General features: G+C 69.2%; 23 protein-coding genes and 1 tRNA gene. 7 read left to right on the top strand and 17 right to left on the bottom strand.

What is annotated here, in order from left to right:
* Positions 1-388: 388 nt before the first annotated feature.
* The 7 genes from pheA to SLUN_RS19605 all read right to left on the bottom strand — a co-directional run bounded on the left by pheA (position 389) and on the right by SLUN_RS19605 (position 7,403).
* On the bottom strand, positions 389-1,324 hold the full coding sequence (gene pheA / locus SLUN_RS19635) for a prephenate dehydratase (protein ID WP_108150129.1): 936 nt from the start codon (positions 1,322-1,324) through the stop codon (positions 389-391).
* A 27-nt stretch (positions 1,325-1,351) separates the two neighbouring features.
* Positions 1,352-2,629 (bottom strand): iron uptake transporter deferrochelatase/peroxidase subunit, encoded by a 1,278-nt coding sequence (gene efeB / locus SLUN_RS19630; RefSeq protein ID WP_257153927.1) that lies wholly within the window; start codon positions 2,627-2,629, stop codon positions 1,352-1,354.
* A 31-nt stretch (positions 2,630-2,660) separates the two neighbouring features.
* Positions 2,661-4,565: a copper resistance CopC/CopD family protein gene (locus SLUN_RS19625; protein ID WP_108150125.1), complete on the bottom strand. Its 1,905-nt coding sequence runs from the start codon at positions 4,563-4,565 to the stop codon at positions 2,661-2,663.
* Between the two features lie 29 nt (positions 4,566-4,594).
* The gene (locus SLUN_RS19620; RefSeq protein ID WP_108150123.1) at positions 4,595-5,050 is read right to left on the bottom strand and encodes a copper chaperone PCu(A)C; all 456 of its coding nucleotides are present in this window, start codon (positions 5,048-5,050) and stop codon (positions 4,595-4,597) included.
* The gene (locus tag SLUN_RS19615) at positions 5,047-5,700 is read right to left on the bottom strand and encodes an SCO family protein (protein WP_108150121.1); all 654 of its coding nucleotides are present in this window, start codon (positions 5,698-5,700) and stop codon (positions 5,047-5,049) included. The genes SLUN_RS19620 and SLUN_RS19615 overlap by 4 nt, the downstream gene beginning before the upstream one ends.
* Positions 5,701-5,773: 73 nt before the next feature.
* Positions 5,774-6,520: a YcnI family copper-binding membrane protein gene (locus SLUN_RS19610; RefSeq protein ID WP_108150119.1), complete on the bottom strand. Its 747-nt coding sequence runs from the start codon at positions 6,518-6,520 to the stop codon at positions 5,774-5,776.
* 94 nt (positions 6,521-6,614) lie between these two features.
* Positions 6,615-7,403 (bottom strand): hypothetical protein, encoded by a 789-nt coding sequence (locus tag SLUN_RS19605; RefSeq protein ID WP_108150117.1) that lies wholly within the window; start codon positions 7,401-7,403, stop codon positions 6,615-6,617.
* A gap of 192 nt (positions 7,404-7,595) precedes the next feature.
* On the opposite strand from SLUN_RS19605, the gene SLUN_RS19600 reads away from it, so the two are divergent.
* Complete coding sequence (locus SLUN_RS19600; RefSeq protein ID WP_108150115.1) at positions 7,596-8,057, top strand: ATP-binding protein; 462 nt, start codon at positions 7,596-7,598, stop codon at positions 8,055-8,057.
* 102 nt (positions 8,058-8,159) lie between these two features.
* Here the strand turns inward: SLUN_RS19600 and SLUN_RS19595 are convergent, their stop codons facing one another.
* Positions 8,160-9,653, bottom strand: coding sequence for an aminopeptidase P family protein (locus tag SLUN_RS19595; protein WP_108150113.1), 1,494 nt, complete (start codon positions 9,651-9,653; stop codon positions 8,160-8,162).
* Between the two features lie 88 nt (positions 9,654-9,741).
* The gene (locus SLUN_RS19590) at positions 9,742-11,295 is read right to left on the bottom strand and encodes a PP2C family protein-serine/threonine phosphatase (protein ID WP_108150111.1); all 1,554 of its coding nucleotides are present in this window, start codon (positions 11,293-11,295) and stop codon (positions 9,742-9,744) included.
* A gap of 485 nt (positions 11,296-11,780) precedes the next feature.
* Between SLUN_RS19590 and SLUN_RS19585 the strand changes: the two genes are divergently transcribed.
* Together SLUN_RS19585 and SLUN_RS19580 are read left to right on the top strand one after the other, a co-directional pair.
* Entirely contained in the window at positions 11,781-12,458 is a 678-nt protein-coding gene (locus SLUN_RS19585) for a bifunctional DNA primase/polymerase (RefSeq protein ID WP_108154839.1), read from the top strand.
* A 245-nt stretch (positions 12,459-12,703) separates the two neighbouring features.
* Positions 12,704-13,297 carry a hypothetical protein gene (locus SLUN_RS19580; RefSeq protein ID WP_108150109.1) on the top strand — a complete coding sequence of 198 codons (594 nt, stop codon included), beginning with the start codon at positions 12,704-12,706 and terminating at the stop codon, positions 13,295-13,297.
* Between the two features lie 205 nt (positions 13,298-13,502).
* Here SLUN_RS19580 and SLUN_RS19575 read toward each other — a convergent pair whose 3' ends face one another.
* The 3 genes from SLUN_RS19575 to SLUN_RS19565 form a co-directional block, all read right to left on the bottom strand.
* Positions 13,503-14,471, bottom strand: coding sequence for a DUF5926 family protein (locus SLUN_RS19575; RefSeq protein WP_108150107.1), 969 nt, complete (start codon positions 14,469-14,471; stop codon positions 13,503-13,505).
* A gap of 253 nt (positions 14,472-14,724) precedes the next feature.
* Entirely contained in the window at positions 14,725-15,324 is a 600-nt protein-coding gene (locus SLUN_RS19570) for an ATP-binding protein (protein WP_108150105.1), read from the bottom strand.
* 53 nt (positions 15,325-15,377) lie between these two features.
* Positions 15,378-16,187, bottom strand: coding sequence for a glycerophosphodiester phosphodiesterase (locus SLUN_RS19565; RefSeq protein ID WP_108150103.1), 810 nt, complete (start codon positions 16,185-16,187; stop codon positions 15,378-15,380).
* Between the two features lie 233 nt (positions 16,188-16,420).
* On the opposite strand from SLUN_RS19565, the gene SLUN_RS19560 reads away from it, so the two are divergent.
* The 4 genes from SLUN_RS19560 (at position 16,421) to SLUN_RS19545 (ending at position 20,519) form a co-directional block, all read left to right on the top strand.
* Positions 16,421-17,944, top strand: a complete 1,524-nt coding sequence (locus SLUN_RS19560) for a S1C family serine protease (RefSeq protein ID WP_108150101.1) — start codon at positions 16,421-16,423, stop codon at positions 17,942-17,944.
* Positions 17,945-18,078: 134 nt separating this feature from the next.
* Positions 18,079-18,165, top strand: a tRNA-Ser gene (locus tag SLUN_RS19555).
* A 1,308-nt stretch (positions 18,166-19,473) separates the two neighbouring features.
* Positions 19,474-19,707, top strand: coding sequence for a hypothetical protein (locus tag SLUN_RS19550; protein ID WP_108150099.1), 234 nt, complete (start codon positions 19,474-19,476; stop codon positions 19,705-19,707).
* Positions 19,707-20,519 (top strand): Crp/Fnr family transcriptional regulator, encoded by an 813-nt coding sequence (locus SLUN_RS19545; protein WP_108150097.1) that lies wholly within the window; start codon positions 19,707-19,709, stop codon positions 20,517-20,519. Before SLUN_RS19550 ends, SLUN_RS19545 begins: the two co-directional genes overlap by 1 nt.
* A gap of 252 nt (positions 20,520-20,771) precedes the next feature.
* Here the strand turns inward: SLUN_RS19545 and SLUN_RS19540 are convergent, their stop codons facing one another.
* The 5 genes from SLUN_RS19540 to SLUN_RS19520 all read right to left on the bottom strand — a co-directional run bounded on the left by SLUN_RS19540 (position 20,772) and on the right by SLUN_RS19520 (position 25,552).
* Positions 20,772-22,157 (bottom strand): tyrosine-type recombinase/integrase, encoded by a 1,386-nt coding sequence (locus SLUN_RS19540; protein ID WP_108150095.1) that lies wholly within the window; start codon positions 22,155-22,157, stop codon positions 20,772-20,774.
* Positions 22,158-22,226: 69 nt separating this feature from the next.
* A complete protein-coding gene (locus SLUN_RS19535) occupies positions 22,227-22,415 on the bottom strand; it encodes a helix-turn-helix transcriptional regulator (RefSeq protein WP_108150093.1) in 189 nt (62 codons plus the stop codon).
* Positions 22,416-22,440: 25 nt separating this feature from the next.
* Positions 22,441-24,225 (bottom strand): AICE element replication initiation protein, encoded by a 1,785-nt coding sequence (locus SLUN_RS19530; RefSeq protein ID WP_254709956.1) that lies wholly within the window; start codon positions 24,223-24,225, stop codon positions 22,441-22,443.
* Positions 24,222-25,094, bottom strand: coding sequence for a bifunctional DNA primase/polymerase (locus SLUN_RS19525; protein ID WP_108150091.1), 873 nt, complete (start codon positions 25,092-25,094; stop codon positions 24,222-24,224). Before SLUN_RS19525 ends, SLUN_RS19530 begins: the two co-directional genes overlap by 4 nt.
* A 143-nt stretch (positions 25,095-25,237) precedes the next feature.
* The gene (locus SLUN_RS19520; protein ID WP_108150089.1) at positions 25,238-25,552 is read right to left on the bottom strand and encodes a DUF7739 domain-containing protein; all 315 of its coding nucleotides are present in this window, start codon (positions 25,550-25,552) and stop codon (positions 25,238-25,240) included.
* Position 25,553: the final 1 nt, after the last annotated feature.

Below are 25,553 nucleotides of genomic sequence, written 5' to 3'. Positions count from 1 at the left end.
CCCCTTGTCCCGTCCGGGATTCGGGCACCCCTTGTCCACAGGGGCGCGGCCCCTCGAAAAGTTATCCACAGCCTGTGTGGGAGATCTGTGGACTACGGAAAAGATCGTTTCGAAAGCCGAGTGTGGGCCGGAGGATTCCCCACCCAAACCCACCTCACACACTCATTCGGGTGGGAATTCCTCGCTCTAAAGAGTTGATCAATGGAATTGAGGTGACACGAGGCAAGCTGCCACCCTGTGGACGGAAGTGGGGCGACTGGGCGGATTTGTCGACCATGTCGGCTTGCGTTGTCGACTTATCCCCAGGTCGAGAAGCGCACCTGTGGATAACTTCTGTGGATAACGAAAATCTGCAGGTAGGACCGGGTCGCAGTGGATTCGGGACCGCTCAGGCCCGGCCGTCCTGGCAGCGCGCCAGCCAGTCCGACGCCGCCGTGAACTCGGCGTCCGACGTCCCCGCGCGCAGCGCCCGTACGTCCTCCACCGCCACACCCGCCCGCGGATACGACCCGAGAAACCGCACGTTCGGGCAGATCCGCTTCAGGCCCATCAGCGCCTCGCCGACCCGGCGGTCCGAGATATGACCCTCGGCGTCCACGGCAAAGCAGTAGTTGCCGATCCCCGCGCCTGTCGGCCGGGACTGGATCAGCATCAGGTTGACCCCGCGGACCGCGAACTCCTGGAGCAGCTCCAGCAGTGCACCCGGGTGGTCCTCGCCCAGCCAGATGACCACCGAGGTCTTGTCGGCACCGGTCGGCGCCGCGGGCCTGGCCGGCCGGCCCACCAGGACGAAGCGCGTCTCCGCGTTCTCCGCGTCATGGATCTCGGTGACCAGCGGCTCGAGCCCGTACGTGGCCGCCGCGAACTCGCCCGCGAAGGCCGCGTCGTACCGCCCCTCCTGCACCAGCCGCGCACCGTCCGCGTTCGACGCGGCCGACTCCCACAGGGCGTCCGGCAGATTCGCCCGCAGCCAGTTGCGCACCTGGGGCTGGGCGACCGGGTGGCCGGTCACCGTCTTCACCGCGGAGAGCTTCGTGCCCGGCCGCACCAGCAGCGCGAAGGCGATCGGCAGCAGCACCTCGCGGTAGATCATCAGCGGCTGCCCGGAGGCCAGCTCGTCGAGGGTCGCGGTGACGCCGCCCTCCACGGAGTTCTCGATCGGTACGAGGGCGGCCGCGGCATCCCCGTTCCGTACGGCATCGAGCGCAGCGGGCACGGACACCATCGGGACGAGCTCCCGGGTGGCGGCTTCCGGAAGCGTGCGCAGGGCGGCTTCGGTGAAGGTGCCCTCGGGGCCGAGATAGGTGTAGCGCGTAGCCGACATACCGTCACCCTAATGGGCGTTGTGGATTCACGACTCCAGAAGCCGCTGGCCCACGTACTCGCCCTTGCGCGCACCGCCCGGCACCGCGAAAAGACCGCTCGCCTCGTGCCGGATGAACGCCGACAGCGCGTCCCCACGGTCGAGCTTGCGCTGCACAGGTACGAAGCCGCGCAGCGGGTCCGCCTGCCAGCAGACGAAGAGCAGCCCCGCGTCCGGCGTCCCGTCCGGCGCGATCCCGTCGTGGAAGGAGAACGGCCGCCGCAGCATCGCCGCCCCGCCGTTCTGCTCCGGCGCGGAGATCCGGGCGTGCGCGTTGCCGGGGATGACCAGCTTCCCGTCCGGCCCTGCCCTGTCCAGCGCGAGCTCGGTCGTCTCGCTGCCGCCCGTCAGCGGAGCCCCGTCGGACTTGCGCCGGCCGATGACCCGTTCCTGCTTCTTCTGCGGGAGCCGCTCCCAGTCGTCGAGCAGCATCCGGATGCGGCGTACGACGGCGTACGAGCCTCCCGCCAGCCAGTCGTACGCCGTCCCCGACGGCCGGCTCGGCACGAAGATCCGCTGGTCGAAGTCGGCCTCGGACGGCTTCGGATTGCGCGTGCCGTCGATCTGGCCCATCAGATTGCGCGCGGTCATCGGCTTTCCGGTGGCGCCCGGCGAGCGGTTGAAGCCGTTCATCTGCCAGCGCACCCGGGCCGCGTCGCCCGCCGCCTTCTGGATCGCGCGCAGCGCGTGGAAGGCGACCAGCGCGTCGTCCGCGCCGATCTGCACCCACAGATCGCCGTTCGAGCGCCCCGCGTCCAGCTGGTCGGAGGAGAAGGCGGGCAGCGGGTCCAGCTCCGGCGGGCGCTGCGCGACCAGCGCCGTACGGTCGAAGAAGGTGCGGCCGAAGCCGAAGGTGACGGTCAGCGAGGAGGGCCCGGCGTCCAGCGCGACGCCGGTGTCGTCGCCGCCACCGGGTACCTCACCCGCCATCAACTCGCCGGCCAGCGCGGACCAGCGGCGCATCAGCGCGGCCGCCTCCTTGCGGCCGGCGCCCGGCGCCAGGTCGAAGGCGATCAGATGGCCGCGGGCCTGCAGCGGTGTGGTGATGCCCGCTTGGTGCTCGCCGTAGAAGGGGACGCCGGTTGAGCCGACCGTGGTCAGCTCGGCCGGTGTTTCGCCGGCCGCGGCGTACGCGGCCGCGCCGCCCGCCGCCCCCAGCACAAGACCGGTCGCACCCGCCGCCCCCACGGTGCCGAGCAGCCGCCGCCTGGAGATGCCGCTGTCGCTCGAGGGCTCGCTCAGGGCGTCCTTCGCAGCGTCCTTCACGGGGTTGTTCACGGTGTCACTCACGGGTACATCAGCCGATCTTGATGTTCTTGTCGATGGTCGTCTGGTCGATGTCGGAGGTCCGTACCGTCACCTGGACCTGCCAGTCACCCGGCATCGGGATCTGGACCGCGCCCGCCGTCCAGTGTCCGGCGGTGACGCGGTCGGGGGTGATCGGCAGCGGACCGATCTGCTTGGCCTTGAGGGTGAAGGCGACCTTCACCTCGGGCACGTCCATCAGCTTCAGGTCCGGGCTGTAGATCCAGACGTGCATCTCGTTGGCGCCGGAGGCGGCGGGGTCGAGGCTGAGCCGGATGATGCCCTTGCCGTTCTTGCCGCCGGTGTCGAAGGGCAGCTTGATCTCGGCCGGTCCCTGGGGCACGGTCGCGGCCGCCCGGGTGCCGCCCGCCCTGGCCGCCTCTTCTTCCGTGCGACCCGGTTCGGTGCTGGTCAGGACGGTCGTCACCGCCAGCAGGATCACCGCGATGCCTGCCTCGGCCAGTACGGAACGGCGCAGTCCCCAGCGCTCCGGATCGTCGTCCCGGAGCTTCTTCTCGCGGGTCGTGGCCAGCGCGGCCTGCTGACGGGCGAGTTGAGCCGCCCGTTCCGGGTCTGCGGACTCCTCCGATCCGGCCGCGTCGTCGGGAACGGTGACCGACTCCAACTCCTGCTCGGTCGCGGTCACCTCGCTGAGCCGCGCCGTCCACCGCCGCGATATCCATGCGACGGCGACCAGGACGACGACGAGCGCGATCTTCACCAGCAGCAGCTGTCCGTACGAGGTCCCGGTCAGCGCCGACCAGGAGCCGACCTGCCGCCAGGACTGGTAGATCCCGGTCGCGGTGAGCACCACGACACTGCCGAACGCGAGCGTGGAGAACCGCTGCACGGCAGTGCGCTCGATCGACGGCGCCCGGTAGAGCGCGGTCAGCAACGCCGCGAGACCGCCGAGCCAGGTCGCCACGGCCAGCAGATGAGCCACGTCCACAGGCATCGCGAGCCCCGGCTGGATACCGGTCGAGGCGTGCTCCGACAGCGCCCAGGTCCCGGCGATCCCGGCCGCGACGACCGTGCCGCCGATCGCGAGGCCGAAGGTGAGGTCCTTCTTCTCGGCCTCGTCCTCCCGCTTCGCGTAAGCGCCGAAGAGCACGGCGATGAACAGCGCGGCAGCGCCGAGCAGCATCAGCCGGGAGCTGAGCGCGGCTCCGGTCTTGGTCTGCAGGACGTCCCGCAGCCCGCCGAGGTCGAAGGTGTCCGCGAGTTCGCCGGAGCCGGTGTAGGGGGTTCGCAGCAGCAGCATCGCGAGGGTGGCCGCGGTGAGCGTCACCCATCCCTGGACGACCAGTCGCTGCAGCGGCCTCTCGGAAGCGCCGCGCCGCCAGCAGACGAGGATGAACGCGGCGCCGCCGGTGAACAGCACGAAGCCGGCGTACGAGGCGTAGCGCACGATGTCGTAGAGGATGCCGACAACGCCTCCGCCGGCCTTCTGGCCGGACACGACGGCGGTGGTCTCGGAGGGGGCTCCGATGGAGAAGGTGAAGGCCCCGGAGACGGGATGGCTGTCGGCGGAGACGGCCTGCCAGGCCACGGTGTAGGTGCCGTTGGGGAGCCCGGGCAGCAGATCGACGGCGTAGGTGACCTTGCCGGCGGCCGAGAGGTCACGGATCTTGGCGGTGTCGGCGCGTTTGCCGCTGGGTTCGAGGACCCGTATCGAGTCGTTCCCCATGGCGATCTGCTCGGAGAAGGTGAGCGTGACGTCCTTTGGGGCCGTGGCGACCACCGCCCCGTCCTTCGGATTGCTTCCGGTCAGTGCGGCGTGCGCCGACGCGGGGCTCGCGCCGGCCAGGAGCGCGCCGACGAGGGTGCCGAGGAGCACGGTCGCGGCGAGCAGCAGCCGGACCGGGGATGGGCCGAAGCGCGGGGCGGTGGCTGTCATGGCGTGTTCAGTCCCTCAGTGCTCGGAGGTCAGTGCTTCGGGTTGTGGGTGGGTGCCTCGACGGGAAGTTCGACCTTGATCGGGCCGGACTTCTCGAAGCGCAGCTCCACGGTGACCTTCTCGCCCTGCTCCGGCTTCTGCTTGAGCCTCATGAACATGATGTGGTTTCCACCGCGTTCGAGATCGAGCTCGCCGTCCGCAGGTACGTCGAAGGCCTTCACCTCCTGCATCGTCTGGTTCTTCGACTCGTGGATCGTGATGTCGTCCGAGAGGTCGCTGGTGACGGAGGTGAGCCTGTCGGCCGTGCCTCCGCTGTTCTGCACCGTCAGAAACCCGGACGCCATCTCGGAGTTGACGGGCTGCGGCATGAACGCACCGCTGACCTTCAACTCGGGCGACCCGGGCTCACTGCCGGACGAGCAGCCCGCCAGTGCCAGCCCCCCGCTGAGGGCGACGACAGCGGCGAGAGCCGTGCTCCGACTCACGGGTTCTCCCCACGGATGATCTTCGGCAGGTCTTTGGCGTAGTCGTCCGCCGTGGTGTCCTCGCCGTACAGGACATAGCCCGCGTCGGTCTTCGGCGAGAACGCGATGACCTGCGCGCCGTGCATGGAGACGACCGTGCCGTCCTTCTCCTTCTTCGGCGGGTCGATGCCGATGCCCATCTGGCGCGCGCCCGCCTGGATGGTCGGGAAGTCGCCGGTGAGGCCGGTGAAGGACGGGTCGCCGGCGCTCGGGAGCCACTTGGCCAGCTCGGCCGGTGTGTCCCGCTCCGGATCGGTGGTGACGAAGACGACCTGGAGCTTGTCCTGGTCGGCCTTGGGGAGCTTCTTCTTGGCGATGGCGATATTGCTCATCGTCAGCGGGCAGACGTCGGGGCAGTGCGTGTAGCCGAAGTAGATCAGCGTCGGCCTGCCCTTGGTCTGCTCGCGCAGGTCGTACTTCTTGCCGTGCGTGTCCGTCAGGACGAGGTTCGGCTTGGTGTAGGGCCGGTCGAGCACGGTCGCGGGCCGGTTCGCCTGGGCGGAGACGTCGGCGACGGGGCTCTTCGCCGAGTCGTCGCCGCTTCCGCAGGCGGACAGGGTGAGCCCGGCGGTCACAACGAGCGCGGCCGCGAGCACAGTCTTCTTGCGCATGGAGAAATATCCCAAATGTGATGTACGAAGCGCCGGACGGCGCCGGAGCGACGTCGGGCGGCCTCTGGCTGCGTCAGGCGGAGCGACGGCGTCCGGCCAGGACGCCGAAGGCGACACCCGCGACACCGACAAGGATGCCGACGATGCCCAGGATGCGGGCCGTGGTGTCGCTGTCGCTGTCCGACGCCGCCTCGGACTTCGTGTCCTCGTCGTGCCCGGAGTTCTTGGCGTCCTTGGCGTCCTTCGCGGACGCACCCGTCGCCGCGGCGCCGTGCTCGTCCTCCGTGGCGGCCGACAGCTTGAGGACCGGCGCGGGGGACTCGGGCTCCGCCGCGCCCTCCTTGGCCTCCTCGATCCAGCGCACGACTTCCTTGTTGCTGTACGTCTGGATGGCCTTGAAGACCAACTGGTCGGCGTCCTCGGGCAGCCGGCCGAGAGAGACCGGGAACTGCTGGAACTCGCCGGGACCGATCTTTCCGCCGTCCGCGGTCCACGTGATCTTGGAAGGCGCCTCGGTGATCTGCTTGCCGTGCACCTCAAGGGGCTTGGCCAGCTTGGACTTGGTGACCACGGCCTTCCAGCCCGGGATGGGCTGCGGCATGGCAGACGCGATCGGGTGATCGGCCGGGAGGCTGACCTCGAGCTTCACGGTCGAGGCGTTGTCGCGCTCGTTGGGGACCTTGAAGTTGACCGTGGCGTAACCGCCCTTGGCGGCCTCGCCCTGGGGCTGCACGCTGACGTGCGCGAAGGCGGTGCCCGAGAGCAGCAGTACAGAGGAGGCGGCGACGCCGGTCACGAGCGCGATACGGGAAAGGTTCATGGAAGAAGGCACTCCGGATCAGGAGAGATGGGGTGTGTGCCGGGCACTTGGGGGTGAGCGGCACCGCGACACCACTCCCGTCGAGTGGGCCGCGTCAGGCTGCGAGAGCGAGGCGGGCGGCGGGCGGCCCGCGCCTGATCACCGTGTGCTGGAGTGCCTCTCCGGCCGACGGCACGGGAGGGGCGGACGACGGCCGGGGAGTGCGCGGATCCACCGCGGGCGTCCCCGTGAGACCGGCACGAAGCGCCCGTACGAGAACGAGGGCGGCGCGCAGCGACCGCAGCCAGGCGGCCTCCGCGACCTCATGGGCCGAGTCGGCGGACAGCCTGATCAGCCGGAGCAGCGCCAGATCCCCGCGCCGCAGCAGCCAGCCGGTCGCGACCGCGGCCAGCAGATGCGCCAGCAGCATCGGGAGGCTGGGCAGCAGCCCGGGCGATGCGGCGGAGGTCCCCGCCATGTGTGTGTGGACGCCGTGCGCCGTCGGGTCGATGCCCGCGTTGGTGACGATCCGGTGCGCGTCGGCGGGGCTCAGGGAGGAGGAACCCGCCCCGCACACCAGCTTCGCGGCCATCCTGATCAGCGCGTCGTCGGCGGTCGGCGCGAGGCGCAGATGGCTCTGGCCGGCCCCGAACAGGGCGTGCAGAGCGAGCTGTCCGGCGGTCAGCGCGACGGCGATGGACGGCAGTGACCGCGCCCGCCCGGCGAACGGCGCGACCAGCGCGAACACCCCGAGAAAGCCGATGGCCAGCGTCCACCGGGGGACGGCCGCACAGGCGGCCAGCGCATGTCCCGTCGCGGACAGCACGACACAGACCGCGGTGAACACCGAGGCCCTCAGCAGCCGCAGACCGGCTCTGGCGCGCGCAACGGGGATGGACGACATGGCCGGGTCATCATCGCACTGCGGTGAGAGCGGCCGTACGGCAGGTCCGGAAGATCCCCTTTGCCGACATACACCGGCGTGCGCGTGGCGCGCATCCGCCGAATGAGCGCAATCACATCAACTCTGTGCTTATGGACCGTCGCTTGCGGCAATACGTATCGGTATGTCGAGCCGCAGCCAGGAGGCTGGAGCATGAGCATCTGGTGGTCTCTCCACTTGCGGCGCGAAGCCGCGAGCGTCCCGCTCGCCCGCCGCCTGCTGCTCGGCACGATGGAGACCGCGGGGGTTGATCCCGACGTTTCCTACGATCTCTCCGTCGCGCTCAGCGAAGCCTGTGCGAACGCCGTCGAGCACGGCGGCGGTCAGGGGGCGAGCGAAGCCTCCGCGGCGTTCCGGGTGACCGCCTACCTGGACGGCGAGACGTGCCGTATCGAAGTGGCGGATTCGGGGCCCGGCTTCCCCGCCCGGCACGGCGGGCCGTGCGCACATGCGATGCAGCAGCCCCCGGCCATGGCGGAGAGCGGCCGCGGACTCTGTCTGATCGAGGAGCTCGCCGACCATGTCCACTTCCGCAACCGCCCGGGGCGGGGCGCGGTGGTCAGTTTCGACAAGATCCTCAAATGGCGGGAGGACGCTCCGCTCGTCGCCTCGTGAGGCGGCGGGTGGGTGCACGACATGCAAAAGCCGGCAGGCGGAGCCCACAAAGGGGCCCCGCCGGCCGGCAGGGTACGAAGAGTGGCTACGACGAGGTGCTGATCAGGCCTTGGGGCCCTTGAGCGAGGCCATCCAGGCCTCGACCTCGTCGGCCTGCCGCGGCAGCGCCGCCGACAGGTTCCGGTTGCCGTCCTCGGTGACCAGGATGTCGTCCTCGATCCGGACGCCGATGCCGCGGTACTCCTCCGGCACCGTCAGATCGTCCGCCTGGAAGTAGAGCCCGGGCTCCACCGTCAGGCACATGCCCGGCTCCAGCGTCCCGTCGACATACGCCTCGGTGCGCGCGGCGGCACAGTCGTGGACGTCCATGCCGAGCATGTGGCCGGTGCCGTGCAGCGTCCAGCGGCGCTGCAGACCGAGCTCGAGCACGCGCTCGACGGGACCTTCGACCAGACCCCACTCGACCAGCTTCTCGGCCAGCACATGCTGCGAGGCGTCGTGGAAGTCGCGGTACTTGGCGCCCGGCTTCACCGCCGCGATGCCCGCCTCCTGCGACTCGTACACAGCGTCGTAGATCTTGCGCTGCAGCTCGTTGAAGCGGCCGTTGACCGGCAGCGTGCGGGTGATGTCCGCGGTGTAGAGGCTGTGGGTCTCCACGCCGGCGTCCAGCAGCAGCAGCTCACCGGAGCGGACCGCGCCGTCGTTGCGCACCCAGTGCAGGGTGGTGGCGTGCGGGCCCGCCGCGCAGATCGAGCCGTAACCGATGTCATTGCCCTCGACGCGGGCGCGCAGGAAGAACGTGCCCTCGATGTACCGCTCGCTGGTCGCCTCGGCCTTGTCCAGCACCTTGACGACGTCCTCGAAGCCACGCGCGGTGGAGTCGCACGCCTTCTGCAGCTCGCCGATCTCGAACTCGTCCTTCACGGCGCGCGCCTCGGAGAGATAGGCGCGCAGCTCCTCGTCCCGCTCCGCGGTGACCTTGTCGGTCAGCGCGGCATCTATGCCGGCGTCGTGTCCGCGGACGGCGCGGACCGGGCCGCTCGCCCGGCGCAGCCGCTCCGGCAGCTCGCGCACATCCTTGGCGGGAATGCCCAGCAACTGCTCGGCCTCCGCCAGGGAGTGACGGCGGCCGACCCACAGCTCGCCCTGGCCGGACAGCCAGAACTCGCCGTTCTCGCGGTTGGAGCGCGGCAGCAGGTGGATCGTGGCCTTGTGCCCGCCGTCCTTGGGCTCCAGCACCAGGACGCCGTCCTCGGACTGGTCGCCGCTGAGGTAGGCGTACTCCGTCGAGGCGCGGAAGGCGTACTCGGTGTCATTGGAGCGGGTCTTCAGATTGCCCGCGGGGATCACCAGGCGCTCGCCGGGGAAGCGCGCCGAGAGCGCGGCACGGCGGGCGGCGGTGTGCGACGCCTGGGCGATGGGCTCCAGATCGTGCAGCGCCGTGTCCGCCCAGCCGCTCGTCATGTTCTCCGCGAGCTCGTCGGACACTCCCGGGTACAGGCCGTTCTTGCGCTGCTTGATCGGCTGCTCTTCTTCTTCCGGGCCCGCTGCGGCAGCAGCCTCATCGGACTCCGCCGGGGTGAGCTCCTCAGCCACGTCTTCTCCTCGATACGACACTGGACCGGCTTCCATCGTATGTGCGACGGGAAGACCGCCCGGTGCCCTGTGGAAAACGTGTGAGACATCAGTCAAAACGGGCGGCGAGCAGCACGACGTCCTCACCGCCGTCGGCCTCGTCGAGACCCTCGGGCAGCACCGTGCGCAGCACATGATCGGCGATCGCCGCGGGATCGTCGCGAGCCGGCATGGGCACACTCGCGGCCGCCGCGTGCAGCCGCGCGAAGGCCCGGTCCATGGGGTCGCCGGTTCGCCGCAGCAGCCCGTCCGTATACAGCAGCACCGTTTCTCCAGGCTCGGGCGAGAGCTCCACACTCGGCGCCTCCCAGCAGGCGAGCATCCCCAGCGGCGCCGACAGGGACGTCTCGACGAACTCGGTTCGCCGCTCGCCGACCACCAGCGGCGGCGTGTGTCCCGCCCCGGCCAGCACGATCTTCCTCCTGGCCGGCTCGGCGTAAGCGAAGAGCGCTGTGGCGGTGCGGGCGGGCTCGGTCAGCCGCAGCAGCAGCTCCAGGTCGGACAGTACGGCGACGGGGTCCTCGCCCTCCATCACGGCGTACGCCCGCAGGGACGCCCGCAGCCGTCCCATCGCGGCCAGCGCGCTCGGCCCCGCGCCGCTGACCGATCCGACGGCGAGCCCCAGCGCGCCCTCGGGCAGCGGCAGCGCGTCGTACCAGTCGCCGCCGCCCCGCGGACCCGTGCGGTGCCGGGCAGCGAGCTGGACGCCGGGCACCCGGGGCAGCCTGCTGGGCAGCAGCTCCTCGGCGACCGTCGCCACTGTGGCGCGGGCGTGCTCCAGTTCCAGGAGCCGGTCCAGATGCTCGGTGGCGTACCGCATATAGAGGCCCACGAGATGGCACTGCCGCTCCACCGGTGCGGCCGGCTCGTCGTACATCCAGACGGCCGCGCCGAGTGTGCCGGCCGCCGTGGAGGCGAGCGGCAGGGTGTAGCTGGCGGCATAGCCGAGGCGGACGGCGACCTCCCGGTAGCGGGGGTCGAGGGTCTTGTCGCCGAGCAGATCGCCATCGGCCACGGCTTCGGGGTGACCGGCGGGACCTGGCTGTCCGTCCGGGAGCCGGCCGTCCAGGATCCGGCCGTACGCGATCGCACTGCGTGGGACTGTCTCGATATGGCCCAGCTCGGCATGCGTGAACCCGAGGCGCTTGGTGAGAGCGGGACCGCGGCCTTCGTCGAAGCAGTCGTTCGCTCGCGAAGCGCCGGGCGGCGGTTCGAGTACGACCATGCCGCGACGGGCGCCGACCAGGGCGGCTCCGGCGCGCAGCAGCTCATGGAGGGCTTCGTCGAGCGAGCCGGTTCTGGCCAGGCGCTCGGTGAGTTCGTGGAGCGTGGTCAGATCGGAGACCCAGCCGGCCAGCCGGTCCTGAATCACCGCTCCGGGAGGGGCTGGTGCGGCAGGGAAGGCGGGCATGGGCGAGGAAGTCTGCGCGGGCGTCGGAACCGCTGAATCGATTCCAGCCACTTTCGGCAGGTGAGGGGCGCTCATGGCAGTCGGCTTTCCGACTGGTTCGTTTCGCTCAATAGCATCGCAAACCCCCATGTCATTCTGCGCCGCTATCAATGCATCCACATGTACACGCACAAGTAAGGGGATGTCCAGCATTGCCCCAGTGGTATTGGTGGTGTCTACGGGACCGTTAACTTGGCTGAAAAATGCACACGATGGCGGTGTACTGGGTTCGACTGATGGCGTTCGACCGGGGGTCCCCCCAGGGCGTCGGCCCGAAGGGGAGCGTCATCCCAAGCGTGATGGGTACGTAAACGGTGACGGCCAGGGGCAGTTGGGACCGCCCCGGAACCTGGCGGCGGGCCCGGGCGTCCTAACACCCGTAAGCCGCGCCCCATCCCCGAGTGGCGGGGAAAAGTTACAGCGGGACCGCAAGCGCCAGGCGCGCGCCACCCCTCGCCACGCGTTTAATGGACTACAGCCCACGTTCGACCCCCGGGCGGCGATCCTGCCGCAGGCGAAGCGGGGCGTCGCCCATGCAGGCGGCAAGGGCGGTGATGCGCCGACTTGTACGCACAGTGAAGAGCTGCACACATGTTGTGATGTGGACCTCGGCGTTCAACGGAAAGGAACGAGCGCTCATGCGCGAGATCCTCGGAAGGCGACGCAGGCTCCTGTTCCGTCGCAAGAGGGGGCCTGCACAGCTCGGAGCGGCGCTCACCTGCGTCGCCGAGTGGCAATGGCCTGTACTCCCCGGTGTGGGACTGAAAGCGGCCGGAAGTCGCGGTGACCGCGGCTGCGCCTGCCCCGACCCCGAGTGCGTCGTACCCGGCGCGCACCCCTTCGACCCCGGAATCCTGGCGGCGACAACCGACGAGCGGATGGTGCGCTGGTGGTGGACCAACCGGCCCACCGCCCCGATCATGCTGGCCACCGGAGGCCGCGCGCCGTGCGCGGTGAGCCTGCCGGCCGTCGCCGGAGCACGAGCGCTGTCGGAGCTCGACCGGATGGGTATGCGACTGGGACCGGTCGTCGCCACGCCCACCCGCTGGTCGCTGCTGGTGGCTCCGTACACCCTCGAGCAGCTCGGCGAGCTGCTCTTCGTGAAGGACTGCGTGCCGAGCTCGCTGCGTTTCCACGGCGAGGGCGGCTATCTGGTGCTGCCGCCCTCGGAGACGGGGACGGGACAGGTGCGCTGGGAGCGCGCGCCGCTGCCCGGATCCGCGGCTCCCTGGCTGCCGGACGTCGAGGCGGTGGTGGACGCGCTGGTCGAGGCGAGCACCAGCGCACCGGACGGCGGCAGCCGGCTCGCCTACTGAGCACTCGCCCACCGAGCAGTCGGCTCGACTGCCGAGCAACCGGCTCGCCTACGGGCGGCCGGTTCGCTCGCTGAGCAGTCGGCTCCTCTGCTGAGCCGAGCGCTCGCGGTCCAGCTCTCTCACTCGTACGGGTAAGAGCTGGACCGACTTGTACGGGAATTGGGCGCGCGGCCCCCCGGGCACCCGTATTCCGTCGATATCTTCGGCCCACCGTTGAATTTCCCGCGCAGTCGGCAGGTGGACCCATGAATCTCCGCATGATCGGTCTCACCGCCGCCGCGGTGTTCGCCGCACTGCTGCCGCCTGCCGCCTCCGCGGGACCGGCCGACGGTCTCTGGCCGGGATCCGACTCCTCGCCCCCGGAGGGGGCGAAGGTCAAGGCGGAGCCCAGGACGGAGCCCGAGCAGGGGCTGCTCCCCGGGATCGGCGGCTCCGAGGGATCCGATGCCTCGGACGACTCGGATGTGGCGGGGGCCATTGCGCCCCGGACGGCCGCGCAATGTGGGCCGGAACTCACCTCCCCCGACGGGGTCGAGGCCCAGACCTGTGTGCTGACCGAGGGACGCGACACATGGGCGCGCACGTACTACCGCAATGCGACGGGGGAGGAATTGAGTTCCGTACTCACTCTGATGGGGCCCGGCGGGCGCACTCTGCAGACGAACTGTGTGGTTGGCGCGGGGGACGAGCCGGACGCCTGTGAGACGCCCCGTGAGCCTTCTCGCGGCGCTGTCGCGGAGTATTCGGCGGTGGCGGAGTTCGCGACTGCGGACGAAGTGGGAGAAGGGCCTCTACTGCTGAGGTCCGGGAGCAACTCCGGTGCGCCTGAGGTCCGTTGACGACCGTTGACGGAACGAGCCGTTCCACAGAAATGGAAGCGCCCGGTCGCTGGCGACGGGGGATGCACCAGCGACCGGGCTTCTAGAACGGTAACAAGAGATCGGCAGTTCGCAAATTCGATCTGGAGTATTCGGACAGGGATTTACCTGTCCATAGGGCGAGTTGTGACTGGAGTCACCTATCGGTCGACAGAAACCGTCACTCTCAGCTCAGGGTGACCTGGCGGTTGGTGAGCCCGCCGCGCGCCCGGCGCTCCTCCGGAGTCAGCGGAGTGCCGGCCGCGAGGGCCGCCGCCAGCCGCTCGGCGAGCTCCGCCGCCGGCTTCTCGCACTCCTCGGCGTCCATCCCGCTCGGCAGGTCCCAGACCGGGACCATCAGTCCGTGCGCGCGGAAGGAACCGACCAGCCGGGTTCCCTCGCCGAGCGAGGACGTACCGGCGGCGTGCAGGCGGGCGAGCGCGTCGAGGAGCTGCTCCTCGGGCTGCGGCATGACCCAGCGCAGGTGGTTCTTCTCCGGGGTCTCGCACCAGTACGCGGAGTCGACGCCGGACAGCTTCACGGTCGGGATCGCGGCGGCGTTCGCGCGCTCCAGGGACGCGGCGACCTCGGGGGTGGCGCTCTCCGCGGAGTCAGGGACCCAGAACTCGAAGCCGGAGTGCACGGTCGGCTCGAAGTCGGCGCTGTCGTCGAGCAGGTCCTGCAGGCGTACGCCGTCGGCAGGCACGCGCTGGGCGGCGACCGGGGTGCCGGGCTCGGCCTTCAGCGCCCGCTGGAGGGTGTCCGCGAGATCGCGGCTGAGGTCGCCGGACGAGGTGTCGTTCTGCAGTCCCAGCAGGACGGAGCCGTCGTCTCGGCGCAGCGCCGGCCAGGCCATCGGCAGGACGGTCGCCAGGGTTACGGACGGCACACCCTCGGGCAGCCCGCCCTTGAGGGCCAGCGGGACCGTTGCTGCGGGAACGAGCTCGCGCAGGGCCACCAGGTCACACTCACCGGCCAGTCCCTCGAAGGGGCGCTGGACCAGCTGGGTCACGGCGTGCGCGGCGGCCCGGCCGTGGCAGGCCTTGTAGCGGCGGCCGGAGCCGCAGGGGCAGGGCTCGCGTGCGGCCACCACCGGGATCTCTGCGCTGGTGATCTGCGGCTGCTTGGCCTTGGTCTGGGGGCGCTTCTTGGCCATGGGTGGCTCTCTCCCGACTGCGGTGGTGCTGGGTCGGGCGCGAGCCTAGCCTTCCGCTGCCGTCACGGGGAGCAGCCCCACACGCGTTCCGCGGTCGCGTTGCCCGGTCGCGTTGCCCGGTCGTGTTGCCCGGTCGTGTTGCCCGGTCGTGTTGCCGGGGTCCCGCTCGGTCCCCGCCCCAGTCCGTCCGCACTCCGGCCGGAGTGCGTCCGCACTCCGGTCGCAGTCCGTCCGCGAGTCCGCCTCGGCGGACTCAGTCGAGATCGTCGTACGAGTCCGCGAAATCGAAGCTGGGGCTTGTGACGCGCGTAGCGAAATCCTCGCGCCGATGCCCTTCGGTGACGATCACCCACACGGTGACCTCGCCGGTCGCGCTGTCGCGGACACCCCAGTCCTGGGCCAGCGCGCTGATGATGTTGAGCCCGCGGCCGCCTCGGGCGGTCACCGATGGCGTGGCCGGAATCGGTCGGGTCGGACCGCCTCCGTCTGTCACCTCGACCGTCAGCCGGCCTGCTCGGTCGACGCGCCAGGCGGCACGGACATCTCCGTCGCCCACGTCCGCGTGCCCCAGCGGCCTGCCGTGCCGGCAGGCATTGCTGAGCAGTTCGGAAAGGATCAGTACTGCATCGTCGAGGATCGTCTCCGACACCCCGCTGCGGCTCAACTGCTCACGCATCCGGTGTCGTGCCTTACCCACGCCCGCAGGGCCGTGGGATACGGCCATGCTCGACGACGTGGGCACCTCCTGTGCCACCACCAACGCCACCCCCGAGACCTCCTTTGCCCCACGCCACGGTGTGAATGCCCCAATGGACTGGACCGGAAACCGGCCAAGGGCGGGCCAGTGACGCACTCGTAACGATCGAATACGGACCGAACGCGCCGGTGCACTCCCTGTAATCGGTGTTAAAGGCGGCCCAGTTGTGACAGCACCTGTTTCGGGCGATTGGTGATGATTGCCTCGACGCCGAGGCGGGCACAGAGCTCGACATCCTCCGGCTCGTTGACCGTCCAGACGTGCACGCGGTGGCCCGCCCGGTGCAGCCGGGCGATGTAGCCGGGGTGATTGCGTACGATCCGCATGCCCGGGCCCGCGATCCGTGCGCCGGCCGGCAGCCGGCCGTCGCGCAGCCGGGGCGTCACGAACTGCATCAGGTAAACGGTGGGGATGTTCGGCGCGGCCGCGGCGACCCGGTGCAGGGAGCGGGCCGAGAAGCTCATGATCCGTACGGGCGAGTCGTCGGCGGCCTCTGGGGCGTCCAGGCCGAACCGCCCGAGCAGATGAAGCAGTCGCTCCTCCACCTGGCCCGCCCAACGGGTGGGGTGCTTGGTCTCGATGGCCAGATCGATACGGCGGCCGGAATCGGCCACCAGCTCCAGCAGCCGCTCGAGGGTGAGTACGGAGGTGAGCGAGGGGTCTCCCCAGTCGGGGCTCTCCGCGGCGTCCTCACGGCCCTTCCAGGTGCCGAAGTCGAGGGCGGCGAGATCCGCGAGCTCCAAGGCGGAGACGGCGCCGCGGCCGTTGGAGGTGCGGTTGACGCGGCGGTCGTGGACGCAGACGAGATGGCCGTCGGCGGTGAGGCGCACATCGCACTCGAGGGCGTCCGCGCCGTCCTCGATCGCCTTCTTGTACGCGGCCAGGGTGTGCTCGGGGGCGTCTTCGGAGGCGCCTCGGTGGGCGACGACCTGGATGTTGTGCTGCCGTGCTTGAGTCACCGCGTCATGGTGTCACCGTGGCGGGGTAGGCGCGTGCTCGGGGCTCGCGGCGCGCCCGTCCGGTGGGTCTGAAGATGCGTCCGTTTTGCCGGACGTAAAGGATTGCGCGCATACACACAGGTCCTGCTTACAGTGGCCTGACGTGCTGTGGGAAAAGCTGACTGCGGACACCTGCACAGCGGAACGCTTGCCGAAGACTGATGTGGAACCGTGGAACCTGAGGAGAAAGAGCTGTGAGCAGCGAGAACGAGGGCAACGAGGGCACTGCGGTTCCGGCCGCCCCGGCAGTCCCGTCCGTACCTCCTGTGCCGGCCGCCGCTCCCGAAGGCACGCCTGCGTCGGCAAACGCCTCACGAGATGAGGCCCAAGAACCGGCAGCGGCCGCGGCCGAGCAGCCCGGGCACTCCCCCCAGCCCGAGCAAGCCGCCGCGCCGCTGCCCGGATACGTACCGGCCGCTTACCCGGCAGAGGCGCCTGCCGGGGCGACCGTCGGCACGACTGCGGGAGCGCAGCAGCCGGGAGCGACCTGGCCGCCGCCCCCGCCCGCGCTCCCGTCCTACGGCGGCGGGGCCGGCGGCGGTCCCGTTTGGGGAGCCCAGGTGGCGGAGCCCCCGCGCAAACGGTCCGGCGGACTGGTCGCCGCGGTGCTCGTCGCCGCGCTCGTCGCGGGCGGCGTCGGCGGTGGCATCGGCTACTGGGCCGCCGAGCGAAACGACGACACGAGTGGCTCAACCACGGTCGCCGCGGCCGAAGCCCCCAGGGACCTCAAGCGCGAGCCCGGCACGGTCGCGTCGGTCGCGGGCAAGGCGCTGCCGAGCGTGGTCACCATCGAGGCGAAGGCGGGCGGCGCCGGAACCGGCGAGAGCAGCGAGACCGAAGGCGGTACGGGTACCGGCTTCGTCTACGACAAGGAAGGCCACATCCTCACCAACAACCACGTGGTGGCCTCCGCGGCCGACGGTGGCACGCTCTCCGCGACCTTCTCCAACGGCAAGAAGTACGACGCCGAGGTGGTGGGCCGAGCCGAGGGCTACGACGTCGCCGTACTGAAGCTGAAGAACGCCCCCTCCGGGCTGACCCCGCTGGCCCTCGGCAACTCCGAGCAGGTCGCGGTCGGCGACTCGACCATCGCGATCGGCGCACCCTTCGGTCTGTCGAACACCGTCACCACCGGCATCATCAGCGCGAAGAACCGCCCGGTCGCCTCGGGCGACGGCTCCAGCGGCAAGAACTCCTACATGAGCGCCCTGCAGACCGACGCCTCCATCAACCCGGGCAACTCCGGCGGCCCGCTGCTGGACTCGCGCGGCGCGGTGATCGGCATCAACTCCGCGATCCAGTCGGCGGGCAGCGGCGGCCTCGGCCAGACGCAGGCCGGCTCGATCGGCCTCGGCTTCGCGATCCCGATCAACCAGGCGAAGAACGTCGCCGAACAGCTGATCAAGACGGGTAAACCGGTGTACCCGGTGATCGGCGCGACGGTCGACATGGCGGGCAAGGAATCGGGCGCCAAGATCGCGACCCAGGGCGCGGGCGGCACCGAGGCGGTGACCCCTGACGGTCCTGCGGCGAAGGCCGGATTCAAGGCGGGCGACGTCATCACCAAGTTCAACGGCAAGCCGATCGAGAGCGGTCCGACGCTGATCAGCGAGATCTGGAACCACAAGCCGGGCGACAAGGTGACGCTCACCTTCCAGCGCGACGGCAAGGAGAAGACGGCGGACGTGGTCCTGGGCGAACGCAAGGGCGACAGCTGACGCGCGGTGCTCCGGGTAGGGCTCTGGGTACGCGGTGCTCCGGCTACTCCTACGGGCACCAAGGAACGCTGCTGCGACGCGCGACGCGGGGCCGGTAGTCTGTAACCCGCTCCGCCGCAGGTGGCTGGGGCGTGGGTGGGTTGCCCGAGCGGCCTAAGGGAACGGTCTTGAAAACCGTCGTGGCAGCGATGTCACCGTGGGTTCAAATCCCACACCCACCGCAGCAGGTCAGCGTATGTGCTGGTCAGAAGGGGTGCCTCTCAGTGAGAGGCACCCCTTCTGCGTTCAGCCTGTCTCACCTTGGATCGCCGGTATCCCGGTGTTGACCAGCGCGTGTGGCCAGCCTGCGGCCAAGGCGACATCCAGTACGCCTCCGCTAGGAGATCGCCGAGTTCGGGATGGAGCCAACGGCTCACGGAAGCCAGCGCCACCACTCGAGGCAGAATGCCCGCGAGTCCGAGAGCAGGATTCGAGTCCGCGATGAGCTCAAGTGGACGGCGGTGTTGTTCCAGCGCGAGCGGCTGTTGAATGACGCCGATGTCCTGCGGCTGGGCCGCCGACCGCATGGAACGGTTAGAGCGCATCGAGGCGGAGCGGCATGCGTAATGGGCAAGGCCGTCGTGACTCAGGCTGGGATCCATCTTGGAAGACCCCAGAAGTGCGGCGGGCTGTGCGAGGAGGCGGATCTGCGCTCGCGTTCACGCCTAGGAAACGGAGCAGCCCATCCAGGTCGGCCGCCGGCCAGTCGTGCCAGGACGCGGAGGAGCGGGCGGTTTTCGACCATCAGGGGTGCCAGCGCGTTGTTCGGCGGCGCACCCCCTGGCCGGGTGCGGAGGGCGGGACGCTGCATGTAACCGGAGTCGGAGCACATCGGCATGACTGCCGGTCAGGACGGCTTCCACCCAAGAGACTTAGCGCATGTGACTCATGTCTCCTGAGGCTCGTGGCTTCACGGAATCACCACGACCGGTAATGCTCATGGGTCTTGATCGCTAGTGACACCCTCATGGGCCACCGTGGATCACCCCCATAAATAAGGAGAGTGGCGGCGCCCTCACCTTGTCAGGGACACCGCCACCCTGAGTGACGCGTTGATCATCATCTGTAACCCCTGCGTGCGGGAGTTTTGTCGGCGTCGGGCGGCCCCTGGGGTACCACCCCCCGGGGCCGTTGCCCGACCGCTGGCGCCAGACCGACCAAGGTTCAACGTCAGCGACACCAATGTAACGGCCGCCCCGCCAGAGAGAATCCTCAAAATTCAGGCGTTACTAAAGAGTAACCGCTCGATCCCTGGTTCCTGGGGGCTTGTCCCCGCGAGTAGCGCTCCGCGCTTCCCGGGCCACCATGCGGCCTTGTGGGTGACAAGACTGTCGCGCCCGTCGTATATCGTCGAGGGATCGATCGATATCAGCTCGATGACGGCGCTGTACTCGGACTTCACCAATCCAGTCCAAGCCGTCGATAAACCAGTCACTAGTGACTGGAAAAAGTCCAGACCGACCAATCGTTCAACAAAAGAGAGAAGACGAATGTCAGCGTTCCTTGTCGCGGCCGTCATGATCGTCGGGATCATGGCGATGACGATCGCGTTCACGGTCAAGGTGCTCTCCTCGACCCCCGTACGGATCGCGGTCGTCATCGCGGCCATCGTGGCCATGCTCACGCCGCTCCCGCGGGTGTTCGAGTCCCTCCAGCCGCAGAACCAGCAGCCCGCCACCGTGGCGCCCTCCCAGCCGAACTCCACTGGAACGGGGGCTCGGTGATGGCCTTCTGGAAGCGCAACGAGCCCATCCAGATCGGCTCCTCCTTCTATACGCTTGACATCGCTACGGGCAGGATCGACCGGGACAAGGGCCCGATCCGCCTGAACGCGGTGTTCGAGCGCAACTCCTTCCTCCGGGAGCTGTCTTCCGAACTCCGCTCAGGTTTCCGGGAGGTGGCCCACGGATCGCGCGAGTACCGGCGGCAGACCGAACTCCGGGGCCCCAACGGCGGCACCGCCGTTCACATCGTGCTCCGTGGCTGTGTTGCGGAGCGGACCCGGATCGGCTCCTCCTCCACCGTGCGCATCTTCGGGGCCGGCTCCGTCCTCGGATGCATGGAGGTCTTCGACGAGCGCATCCCGGCGCCCACCGCAATCTGCCTGAATGACACGTGGACCCTGTCGATGCCGCTCGACCGAATGAGGGCGCTCGCCGAGACCAACACCAGCCTGATGAAGGCGATCGGAATCTCCGTCACCGACCGGATCGAGGCGACGGAGCGGATCTACAACCGCCACTCCCTGAAGCCCGAGCAGCGCCTGGCTGGGCTCCTGGCACACCTGGTCATGCACTGCGCCGTCCCCGGCAAGACATACGACTTCATGGTCGAGGGCCCGGCGCAGACCGACCTTGCCGACGCGCTCGCCCTCAGTATCGGGTCCGTGGAAGCCGCCATGGCCACCCTGCGCAAGAGCAAGAGCGTGATCACTGGCTACCGAACCTACGAGTTTCCCTCGCTGCGCCGACTGCTGGATACGAGCGAAATACAGTTCCCGCCCGAGTCCCTCGCGGGAGCCCTGGCGACCTTTTAGCCGCTACGCAAATTTCAACCCGAAAGCGTTGGCCATAGGTGCGTGATCTGTGGCCAACGCTTTCAGTGTTTCCGGGGGTGCTGTGGACGAAGGAAGGAATGGAATACGGCAATTCCTTTCTGTCTGCACTGCGGCGGGTGGCCCTTTTCGGCCAGAAGGCTAAAACGTGCTCTGGCGTCGCAGTCGCCGCCTGTGGCACCTCTCGGGGCTTGATCGCGATGCTCGCGACACGGGATTCGAACGTATGTACTGTCAGGCGGGGCCGGTGTTCCCTGGCCCCTCTGCGTGTTCAGCGAACCCGCGGTCGATGAGGTCGTTCATCCTTGCCTCCTCACCGTCCAGAACCTTTGCGTAGTACCGCTGCAGAACGGCGATGCTCTGACCCGCCCGTCGTGCGGTTTCGGCGAGGCTCACCCCGGACCGGAGCCAGAAGGACACGCATGCGTGCCGCAGGTCGTACGGGATGGAAGCGAGCGGCGAGCCGACTTGCTCGGGGATCAATGCCCGCTTGCGCGCCTCTTTCCAGATCGAGCCGTACTCCTGTGACCGGATCGGGCCGTTGCGCACTGCCCAGAACAGCCGGCCGTCGTCGTCCGTGCCGAATTGCTCGATGTGCTGGCGCAGGAGAGCCACCAGGGCGGGCGGGATCGGCACCCGCCTGACCGTCCGCTGCGCACGATGCTTCAGCCCGCGCTCCTCGTACGGCTTGCCGTCGTCAGTCCAGCCGGAGCCCACCTGCGGCCGGGCGCCCGATAGATCGAGGCGCCCCCACCCCGTCTCGGGGAGCGTGCATTGCGACCGGGCGAGGATGGAGACCTCCTCGGGGCGCAATGCGCCGTAGTACATGCAGCCGAAGAACGCTTCGAGGTGCTCGCCCCGCTTTCCCTGGCTGCGCACGGCTGCGAGCAGGGCGGCGGCCTGGGCGGGAGTAGCCACGCTTCGCTCGTCCAGTTCCTCTACCGCCTTGGGTGTCTCCCAGTGGACGCGCTGGAGAGGGTTGCTGGGCAGCAACTCGCGCTCCACTGCGATGCGAAGGCAGTTGCTGAAGACGGCGCGACGACGCTTCACGGTGTTCGACGCCGCGGCGGTGCCGTCCTTCTTCTTGGCCAGCGCATCGAGGACCACCCGCATCCGCTGGGCGCTGTCGAGGTCGGCGATGGCCGGCGCATGCTTGTCCGCCCACGCGAGCGCGGCCGCCTCATCGGAGGGCGGCTCGGTGTCGCGTCGCCCAGCGTTGAATGCCCACTGGTACAGGGATCGCCGCAGCAACTCGGTCTCCGGCCGCCCCTTGCCGTCGGGGCAGAGCGCGAGGGTCGCGAGGGTCAGACTTTCGGCGATGCTGGCCCGGTGCTTGGCCGCGGCCTTGGCCCACTTGAGATCGACGTAGTTCCGGGCATGCGCGTACCACGTCGTTCGGTTGAGCTTCCGCAGCTCCGAGACGGGTAGCCCCGTCTCGGAGTCGAAGGCTTCACCGCTGCGAGCGGCCGTCATGAGTTGAGATCTGCGCGCATCCGCGAGCGTCTTGGTCACGAACGGCTCTTGCTGCTCCTTGCCGCCGACCAGCCAACGCAGCTGGAATGGCGCGCTCTTGCTGGTCCGGCGGCGAATCCCCCAGATACGGACGTCGTAGGTGTGCATGCGTCTCTCCCTTCGTACGCGAAGGGGGCCCGCCGCCTTGGCGGGCCCCCTTCGGTGTGGTGATTGGTGCTAAGCGGCAGGCAGTTCGCGGCTCTCCCACCACGCGTCGAGGTCCTCGCGGCGTACGCGGAGCTGGCCATTGGGGAGCTTGATGATGCGCGGGGCCTGCCCACGGGCTCGCATGCGGTAGAAGGCGGCTCGGCTCATGTCGATCTCTGCCAGCACTTCCGAGAGCCGGAGCTTCTTGAGGTTTGCCATTGAGCTGACTCCTTCGTGAGCTCGGTTATCCGCAGCAGGGATGAGTGGTGGCGCCGCCGGCCGTGCTGGGGTCCATGGGCTGTCGGCAGATGGCGCATGTCGGGTGCTGCCCAGAGATTGCGTGCATTTCAGCGTCCGCAGTGTCCGCAGCGTCCGGTGCCCCGGATTCGCGCAGGTCAGGGGAGCTGGGAGTTGTGGACGCTAGCGCGACGCCAGTGTCCGATCGAGAGGCCGCAGCGTCCGCAAGACGATCCTGCGGACGCTGAGCAGACGCCTTGCGGACGCTAGGGGCGCGCTCAGTGTCCGCCGATCGCCCCAGGTCAGATGTGACTGCGGACGCTGTGGACGCTACGGACGCTGGAATCGGCTCATCTCTGGTGTCCGCAGGGGCGGTGAGCGTGTAGAGACGTTGCCGGTGTCGGTCGGGGGTTCGCTTGCTGTCGTCGAACGTGATCCCGACCGACCGCAGAATCGGTGCGAGCCGCTTGAGCTGCCCGCCGGCCCGGGTGGCGTCCTTGGGCCACTTCTGGTGGGGCATCTCCGGGTGGGGCAGGTGCTCCAGCAGCATTCCTGCCGTGCCGGACCACGAGCCATCCGCCTCCACGAGGGAGACGACTGCGCTGCCGAACGGGTCACCCTCCAACGCGTCGGCAGCGACGTCTGCCGAGGATGTGGTGTAGGAGGCGAGGGTCTGCCACCCCTTGATGCGGTCCACGGCAGCCAGTACCCGGGCGAAGTCCGCCATCCGCGGCATCCGTTCCAACTGCACGTTCGGCAGCTCCTTGAGAACGGCCGCGAGCAGATCGAACAGCGCTGCGAGGATCATCGGTCGCGCGTCTCGGAACGCGTTGTCCAGCTCTTCCTCAGTGCGCCGCTTGTCCTCGTCGATCAGTTGCAGGTCGAGCATCAGCAGCCGTTCAGCGAGGTCACCCGCGAGCGCCCCGGCGTCGATCGTGGTCATCGCCAAGACGCGGCGGAACGTGAGGACCACCACGTCGTCATCCGTGTACAGGGCTCGATCGACGATGCCGTCGCCGGTCACGGCCTTGCACAGGGTGTCCGACAGCCACGGCGGGATCATGCTGATGTTGTCCAGGCACAGCGCCCAGGAGTTGAAGGCTTGCGTTGCCCAGGACTTCACGTCCCGCGGCTGGGACCGCTTGGCGGCAGGCGAGGGATCGATCAGGTTCACGATGGTCTGCGCGGCCTTCGACTTGCCGGTGCCCTGCTCTCCCTTGAAGGTGAGGACCGGATGTGGGATGTGCGGGATCCACGCGGCCACGAGCCAGGCCACCAGTTGATGGAATGCCTCGTCGTCCATGTTCACCAGCGACCGCAGCAGGGGCAGGCCCTCGTGGTCGCTGTCGTGGACGGGCTCAGGCATGACAGCCATTGCGCCTGAGCGACGGAAAAGCACAGGAGATCGGTCCTGCACCGACCACCCGTCGGGGGCGGCGACCACGCACCGGCCGTCGGCCGTGCCCAGATCCACCACTACCTGTTCGGCGTCGCCGGCCACCCGGAGCAGCACCGGCACGGGGTCGGTGGATGCGGCAATGCCTTCCAGCACGGTCATCGCGTCCGCGAGAGCCGACTGGGAGGCGACGGCTCCTTGGTTGATGTCGGTGAAGATCCGAGCGAGTTGAGAGCGCAGTCCGGCCCTACCTCGCAGAGGCAAGGCCAGGTTCGGCCCGTGCTTCTTGACTCCATAGGGGCGGCCGTCTTCGGAGGTCACCAGGTCGTAGCGCTCGCGTGCGAGGGTAACCAGCTGGCTGGCTTGCGATGGGCCCTTGCCGTCCTTCTCACTCAACGGTTACTCCTTCCCCCGCTGGTCCGTGCGCGTGCGCTGGCGATGGTCCGGGCCGCTCCGCGCTCGGGGTGCCCTGCTGCACAGGCCGCTGCCAGCAGCGCATCAGCGCAGGCTTCGGCGTCGCGGGGCTGCTCGAAGGCGCGGCAGGCGGCCCAGAACAGCCGGTTGTTCAACTGGCCTTCCGGCGATTCGCGGACGAACGTCGCCAGCGCATCCCCCGCTTCCCCCTCCACACGCGGCGGAGGCAATGACGTGGGTTGGCGGGCTGGGCTTGCCTCGGCTGCCAGGAGCTTCAGCAGAGCAGATGGCGCGGGCTGAATGCCGGCGGAGGCGCGGCTGGCTAGCTGGTACGTGCCGCGCGGGGACCAGGAGCCGGGTCCGGCCAGGTATCCGCCCGTGCCGCGGATATCGATGCCTGGGCCGAGACGGCTCACCGAGTTGGGCACGAGCGCATCGCCGGGGGCCTTGAGGTAGAGGTGCAGTCCTCCGCTCGGTGTATGGACGGTGGTGGTTGGAGGGAGGCTGAATTCGTGCCGGACCGCGAGCTGTTCGAGGGCTGCGACTCCGTCGACGCCGTTCTTGCGGTCCAGGTCGACGCCGACCAGATGCACGTGAGGCATTCCGCAGGCGATGCCGTAACCGGTCGCCCGGGGCGCCGACTTGAACAGCAGCTGCACCCGGGCAGGGTCGGTGCTCGCGTCGTGGACGCCGTGACCGATCCGGCCGCACTCACCGCGGCATGCTTCGCCGGGATGCGGGCTACGCAGCGCCGGCAACTTGCTGGAAGCCAGAGGAAACACCGGCAGGCCGTATTCGGCGGCAACTAACGCGCCCCGGAGGGCCTTGGGCCAGAACAGGGAAGGGGGCATGCTGACGGTCTCCTTGGTTCTTTCAGGCAGGGAGAACCCGGGGCGGCCGTGAGTCTTTGGCGAGATTGGGCGGCCGCCCCGGGCAGATAGTTCGTGTGATGGGAAATGGCCGGACCGTGTCGGTCCGGGCTGTGGAGCGGATTTCAGCTCCAGGTCCAGGACTCCCCGGCGTCGGCTGCGCGGTTGGCGGCGCGGGCGAAGACCGCAGCTTCGGCGGCCCACTGCCGCTTCATCCGTGGGTGGTTCGCTGCGCTGTGCAGGATGTTGCCGATCTCCCGCGCGCGGGCCGGCTCGACCGCGATCTCGTCGGCGAAAGCGCCGTCGAAGAGGAACTGGATGCGGGACCAGTCGTCACCAGTGAGGACCGAGCGGAGGTACGCACCGAGGTTGGCGATGGTGGTCGCGGACCGCCGCTCTTCGCCGAAGAAGTCCTCACCGTGCGACACGTTGATGCCCATG

The organism is Streptomyces lunaelactis (assembly GCF_003054555.1).
Taxonomy (GTDB): domain Bacteria; phylum Actinomycetota; class Actinomycetes; order Streptomycetales; family Streptomycetaceae; genus Streptomyces; species Streptomyces lunaelactis.
Note: the sequence above shows the minus strand (reverse complement) of the source record. Positions and strands in the feature narration are given on the sequence as shown.

Excerpts from the sequence above, each read along its gene's own strand:
- SLUN_RS19600 (WP_108150115.1), top strand. The coding sequence starts at position 7,596 with ATGAGCATCTGGTGGTCTCTCCACTTGCGGCGCGAAGCCGCGAGCGTC.
- SLUN_RS19525 (WP_108150091.1), bottom strand. The coding sequence starts at position 25,094 with ATGCCCCCTTCCCTGTTCTGGCCCAAGGCCCTCCGGGGCGCGTTAGTT.
- SLUN_RS19535 (WP_108150093.1), bottom strand. The coding sequence starts at position 22,415 with ATGGCAAACCTCAAGAAGCTCCGGCTCTCGGAAGTGCTGGCAGAGATC.
- SLUN_RS19540 (WP_108150095.1), bottom strand. The coding sequence starts at position 22,157 with ATGCACACCTACGACGTCCGTATCTGGGGGATTCGCCGCCGGACCAGC.
- SLUN_RS19545 (WP_108150097.1), top strand. The coding sequence starts at position 19,707 with ATGGCCTTCTGGAAGCGCAACGAGCCCATCCAGATCGGCTCCTCCTTC.
- SLUN_RS19610 (WP_108150119.1), bottom strand. The coding sequence starts at position 6,520 with ATGAACCTTTCCCGTATCGCGCTCGTGACCGGCGTCGCCGCCTCCTCT.
- pheA (WP_108150129.1), bottom strand. The coding sequence starts at position 1,324 with ATGTCGGCTACGCGCTACACCTATCTCGGCCCCGAGGGCACCTTCACC.
- SLUN_RS19605 (WP_108150117.1), bottom strand. The coding sequence starts at position 7,403 with ATGTCGTCCATCCCCGTTGCGCGCGCCAGAGCCGGTCTGCGGCTGCTG.
- SLUN_RS19580 (WP_108150109.1), top strand. The coding sequence starts at position 12,704 with ATGAATCTCCGCATGATCGGTCTCACCGCCGCCGCGGTGTTCGCCGCA.
- SLUN_RS19590 (WP_108150111.1), bottom strand. The coding sequence starts at position 11,295 with ATGCTGGACATCCCCTTACTTGTGCGTGTACATGTGGATGCATTGATA.
- SLUN_RS19625 (WP_108150125.1), bottom strand. The coding sequence starts at position 4,565 with ATGACAGCCACCGCCCCGCGCTTCGGCCCATCCCCGGTCCGGCTGCTG.
- SLUN_RS19520 (WP_108150089.1), bottom strand. The coding sequence starts at position 25,552 with ATGGGCATCAACGTGTCGCACGGTGAGGACTTCTTCGGCGAAGAGCGG.
- SLUN_RS19615 (WP_108150121.1), bottom strand. The coding sequence starts at position 5,700 with ATGCGCAAGAAGACTGTGCTCGCGGCCGCGCTCGTTGTGACCGCCGGG.
- SLUN_RS19585 (WP_108154839.1), top strand. The coding sequence starts at position 11,781 with ATGCGCGAGATCCTCGGAAGGCGACGCAGGCTCCTGTTCCGTCGCAAG.
- SLUN_RS19550 (WP_108150099.1), top strand. The coding sequence starts at position 19,474 with ATGTCAGCGTTCCTTGTCGCGGCCGTCATGATCGTCGGGATCATGGCG.
- SLUN_RS19575 (WP_108150107.1), bottom strand. The coding sequence starts at position 14,471 with ATGGCCAAGAAGCGCCCCCAGACCAAGGCCAAGCAGCCGCAGATCACC.